Raw genomic sequence first — 4,321 nt, 5'->3', positions numbered from 1 at the left:
TCGCCAGAGCAAAGAAGGTCCAGTAAGCTACGGAACAAGCGCCAGAGGCAGGCTCGCAAGATCAATCGCTCACGGAGCAAGGCTTAGACAATGTTCGATCTGTAAAGGCCGGTAGCATCAGTCTGCGGAAGTGGGTTGAGCCCGTTAATGCCTTGGAGTAAAACAAATTGCCTGATACTGGATGGGCTCTTTTTGGGGAAAGTTCTGTTAATAATATCGTCGAGCAGGACCACAGGCGAGTGAGGCAAAGGACAAGGCCCATGCTGGGTTTTAAAACCTTCATGTCGGCCGCGAAGACCATCGCCGGAATTGAGATGATGACCATGCTCAGAAAAGGTCAGATCGATATTGAGGGCTCGACTCCTTTCGAGCAATTCTACGCTCTTGCAGGATAACTGCGTTCGGGGGACGATGTCCTCAAAACCTTACTTCGCCCTCGGAAATGTTTGCGACAGAGCCGAATGATCCCTTCAAAACCTTACTTCACCCTCATAAATGTTTGCGACAGAGCCGGCAATTGAACGGAAAATATAATCAGCGTGGTCTGGGCATCTACAGAGTGAACAAGTCTTTGCAGGGAAATTTCCCCGAGTTCGTGGAGCCTATCACATAAACGCGAGGCTTCTGTCAAAAACTTCTGCCTAGCTAAAGTGAGTCGCTGAAAGGTGCATGCCTAATGGACTTCAGATGCGAGGAGGCAAAAACTGCCGAGTTGAGCGAAGATCATGGTTAGTCTTTTTCAATTATGGTTGTGGGGGTTTGATTGCTTCATCTCACACTCCTGACTGACCTTGTAAGTAAAAAAAGTCTTTGAATTAGCAGTGCTCGTCTGCTACGAGAAAGTCTACTTCCAATTGGAAGTGTCCATGAATGTCCCCGTACACATCGGAGAAGAATCGTTATGCAGAAAGTCATGACTTTATTGGCCGCAGGGTTGCTTTTCATTGGAGCAGCTTCAGCACATGCGAGCACTGAGTCCACATACGCGCTCAAGGCCGGAGATCAGGTTGATATTGATGTCGCTGGCTCCAATGACATCACCCTGGTTTTCGCCGTCACAAAAAACACAACAGTCGCGAGCAAGAATCCTGATGTGGTCGTGACTGAAACTTACGGCGGATTCGAATGTGAGTTAAGCACCGTCAAACTACTAGGCAGCACGGACCTCAGCTCCGAATTGGTGCAGAAACTCTATGTCGTTACTGTGGACTGGTTCCCTGGTTCTGATTCCAGTGGGTGTACGGTCCAGTTTACGGCAGGCGAAAGTGCTGCCTCAGCCCAGCTCCATGTGGACTTTTGAATCCACGAACGACACCGCTGTGAAAGCCTTCGGTTCCAACTCACGTTATGAGGACTGAAGATCGTCATCAGTTTTTTCACCTAAATAAAAATTTCTGCTTCAGAATTCCGGTTCTTGGTAATTGATTGGTCACGCAGGTTCTGGGCAAATTCGAATCTCAACTTTTAAAATAAAGAGTTCATCTGATGTTGATCAAATCTCTTACCTTCGGTGCCTTGTTGTGCAGCATCTCGTCCGTTGCTGCAGCATCGTCACCTCGTTATGACTCTGCTCACTGCAGTTTGTACTACAGTCTCTATCGAGGTGCTGAGTTTATCAGCGTGAGCGAAGTTAAAGTCCTGCAAGGACAGACGCAGCTTATTACTGATTTCAGGACAGGAACCGTGTCCACCGTAAGCTTGAATGGTGACTTGCTTTATGTCGAACATCAGTATGATTCAATTGAAGAACGCCAAGGGTTTGATTTGACGCTTGACGGCTTTGGCCAGGGAAACGCCTATAATTTATCCTCGGTCGTGGAGAATCTTGAAAATCCACCTATCGCAGGCGCGTCGACGATTGAAACAACCTGTATTCTTCACTGAAAAAAGACGTGCAGGTCCTGGACGGCAACGATCCGCACCAATGCGCCAAACCTGAGGAATCCGGCAGGGCCCCGGAAAGAATGCTTAAGAATTGATCCTGGCGCTATGTGAGTGGGCTTCATTGGATTGTGGTGCCATTGAAATTCGGGCTGGAGGGCAGAGCCAGCGTTTCATTCCTTCGCTTTTTCGCTAGAAGTTCATTTTCTGGCCGCAGCAGTGCCGTAAGAGACGGCGCTCCTGTTTATGAATCGTTATCTCTTTGACTTCAGATTTTTGAGAAGTGGTATCCGAGGTCAGTGTCTTTGCCATAAAGGCAGGATCGAATGGTTTTTGCGATCTGAAGCCGGCCTTTTTTCTTGAAGAGGCCCATGATCACGTTACGCAGGGTGATCATAAGATGTGGAAAAGAGCCGGACCTGATGGAGCTGCGATCCTCATTGAATGTCACGTCTCTTACATAGAACATTTTGTTTTCAACGGTCCAGTGGCCTCGATTCAACTGGAGCAGCAGGGCTGCATCGGCATCCTTAAGACTCGTCAGCCCATATACCTGCTCACGCCTGACTTTGCCGCTTTTTTTGATAATGCTTTCCCGCTCAATGATAAAGGCCTGCTCTGCCGTAGGAAAATTAAGCCAGAATGGAAGTTCCTTCATCAGGTATAGAGTTCTTTTATCCTCTCTTCCATGTCCACGGTCTTGCGTGCTCGCTTTTGAATATGAATTTTCCTTGATATTGAGCATGTCCAGACGATCGATAAGCTTTTTCCTGTTTCCTTTCATCGGAAAAACATAATCGGCCTCTTTGCCCTTGAGCCAGGCTGCGAAATCCTTTGTGCTGTGAAGAGCATCCACGGTCACTATTTTGCCTCGAATATCAATTGAATCGAGGAGGGGTCTTATTTCATCAATCTCGCTGCCTTTATGATCGACCGGGGTGTCTCCCATCGGCTGAGCATCACCGTGTGTGATGGCGGAAAGAACATGGATCTGTCTGCCGTTTCCATCCCTGGACGCCTTAAGGGTCTTGCCGTCAACCGCCAGGGATTTGGAGCCGCTGCTGCCGGAAAGCCAATCATAAAGCTGACTGTGAAAAGCTCTCATCTCAACTTTCCCAAGGGCTTTGCGGACTGTGGATTCGTCAGGAAAACTATCTGCCGAGCAGGCGGAGTTTGGACCTGGGCTGAGCACATATCCATTCGGCGATTTGAACAAAGCCCTGGGCTCCACACATCATGGCACAGGCTGCCCTGTTAAGAAGAAAGGAGAGGGAATATCTTTTTCCGCGCGAACTTCTGAAGTCAGCACTCGCCTCGAATTGATCGGCCAGGGAAAAGGCAAACCGTATGTCAGATTGCATTGAAAAAGCCTCCTGAAGAGGAGAATGGAATCTCTCAGGAGGCATCCTTTAGTCAATAATATTGGTGCTTTGATTAATTCCTAGGCATTCTTTCCGGGGCCCTGCGTGGAGCATGATGATCTGGCGCTCGAAGATGTGTCCTCTGGTGTCAAAAAGCATGAGCCCGCCTCCCGAAGTTTCCCGGAGAATACCATGGACTTACCCAGGCTCAACAGAACCACTTTTTGTCAGGGCCCCGGAAAGAATGATTATAAAGTAGGCTGGCTGTTAAAATTATTGAGAAATTTCCGAATTGCTGTTTCCGTGAATGCCTTGGCAATCAAGGACATGTTGAAATTTCAGGCATTCTTTCCGGGGCCCTGACTTTTTGTGCTTTCTTGCGTTTGCAAACTCTGAGCGAGGAAACGTCTGGATTCGCGAGCCATCATACAGCCATGGAATAAAAGATTTCAGCAGATCGGAACAGCCAACGCACACATCAACTTCGGTACTTCTGGCCGTTGAGTCATCAATATGGAGAACCTGGTATTTTCAGTTGCAATTGGAAAACATGTCCTGCAGCTGTGACAAACATAGTATTTTTGTCCTTGCCACCGAATGCAATGTTGGTTGTGTTGAATCCAAAGCCAGTGATCTTGCTCAGGAGAACACCGGTCGGCGTATAAACATGGACAGCCTGTTCACTGGGGATGGTCGCATAGAGGTTGCCAGCACAGTCCACGGCCATTCCATCGATACCTTTCCCCGGCGTGGCCAGAATGCCATCGGATCTGGTGCTGCTATCACTGTCAACCTGATATCGGAAAACCTTGCCATCGGCGCTGCCAACATAGAGGACAGTTTGGTCCGGGCTTAAGGCAATTCCGTTGGGTTGCCTGAGACTCAAGTCGACCGGTATCACCGTCTTGTCCGGACGCAAAGCATAGACCCCCGTGACCGGACCTTGACCCTCCCGGCCGTCGCGCTGGTAATTGGGATCGGTAAAGTAGATGGTGCCGTCATTGCGAACCGCAAGATCATTGGGTGAATTGAAAGTTTTGCCAAGATAGGAATTGGCAAGAGAGAGTCGGGTCCCGTCC

The 4,321-nt window shown here is 48.8% G+C and carries 6 protein-coding genes and 1 pseudogene; 4 read left to right on the top strand and 3 right to left on the bottom strand.

Annotation, left to right across the window (positions count from 1 at the left end):
• Positions 1-206: 206 nt before the first annotated feature.
• The 3 genes and pseudogenes from VE954_RS08920 to VE954_RS08910 form a co-directional block, all read left to right on the top strand.
• Positions 207-395 (top strand): annotated as a pseudogene (locus VE954_RS08920) (DDE-type integrase/transposase/recombinase); the annotation flags it as partial.
• 506 nt (positions 396-901) lie between these two features.
• Positions 902-1,300: a hypothetical protein gene (locus VE954_RS08915; RefSeq protein ID WP_324951816.1), complete on the top strand. Its 399-nt coding sequence runs from the start codon at positions 902-904 to the stop codon at positions 1,298-1,300.
• A gap of 185 nt (positions 1,301-1,485) precedes the next feature.
• Complete coding sequence (locus VE954_RS08910) at positions 1,486-1,884, top strand: hypothetical protein (protein WP_324951814.1); 399 nt, start codon at positions 1,486-1,488, stop codon at positions 1,882-1,884.
• Positions 1,885-2,149: 265 nt separating this feature from the next.
• Here the strand turns inward: VE954_RS08910 and VE954_RS08905 are convergent, their stop codons facing one another.
• Entirely contained in the window at positions 2,150-3,073 is a 924-nt protein-coding gene (locus VE954_RS08905; RefSeq protein WP_324951817.1) for an ISAs1 family transposase, read from the bottom strand.
• On the bottom strand, positions 3,033-3,242 hold the full coding sequence (locus VE954_RS44155) for a transposase family protein (protein WP_414698985.1): 210 nt from the start codon (positions 3,240-3,242) through the stop codon (positions 3,033-3,035). The genes VE954_RS08905 and VE954_RS44155 overlap by 41 nt, the downstream gene beginning before the upstream one ends.
• Positions 3,243-3,347: 105 nt before the next feature.
• Here VE954_RS44155 and VE954_RS08900 point away from each other — a divergent pair, with 105 nt between their 5' ends.
• A complete protein-coding gene (locus tag VE954_RS08900; RefSeq protein WP_324951812.1) occupies positions 3,348-3,605 on the top strand; it encodes a hypothetical protein in 258 nt (85 codons plus the stop codon).
• Between the two features lie 145 nt (positions 3,606-3,750).
• Here VE954_RS08900 and VE954_RS08895 read toward each other — a convergent pair.
• Positions 3,751-4,321, bottom strand: a 571-nt coding sequence (locus VE954_RS08895; protein ID WP_324951810.1) for an SMP-30/gluconolactonase/LRE family protein, incomplete at its 5' end; no start/stop codon positions are given.

This window comes from Oligoflexus sp., assembly GCF_035638955.1.
Taxonomy (GTDB): domain Bacteria; phylum Bdellovibrionota_B; class Oligoflexia; order Oligoflexales; family Oligoflexaceae; genus Oligoflexus.
This window is presented reverse-complemented; position numbering and strand designations above follow the sequence as displayed.

Coding starts and splice junctions, on each gene's coding strand:
- VE954_RS08915 (WP_324951816.1), top strand. CDS start 902: ATGCAGAAAGTCATGACTTTATTGGCCGCAGGGTTGCTTTTCATTGGA.
- VE954_RS08910 (WP_324951814.1), top strand. CDS start 1,486: ATGTTGATCAAATCTCTTACCTTCGGTGCCTTGTTGTGCAGCATCTCG.
- VE954_RS44155 (WP_414698985.1), bottom strand. CDS start 3,242: ATGCAATCTGACATACGGTTTGCCTTTTCCCTGGCCGATCAATTCGAG.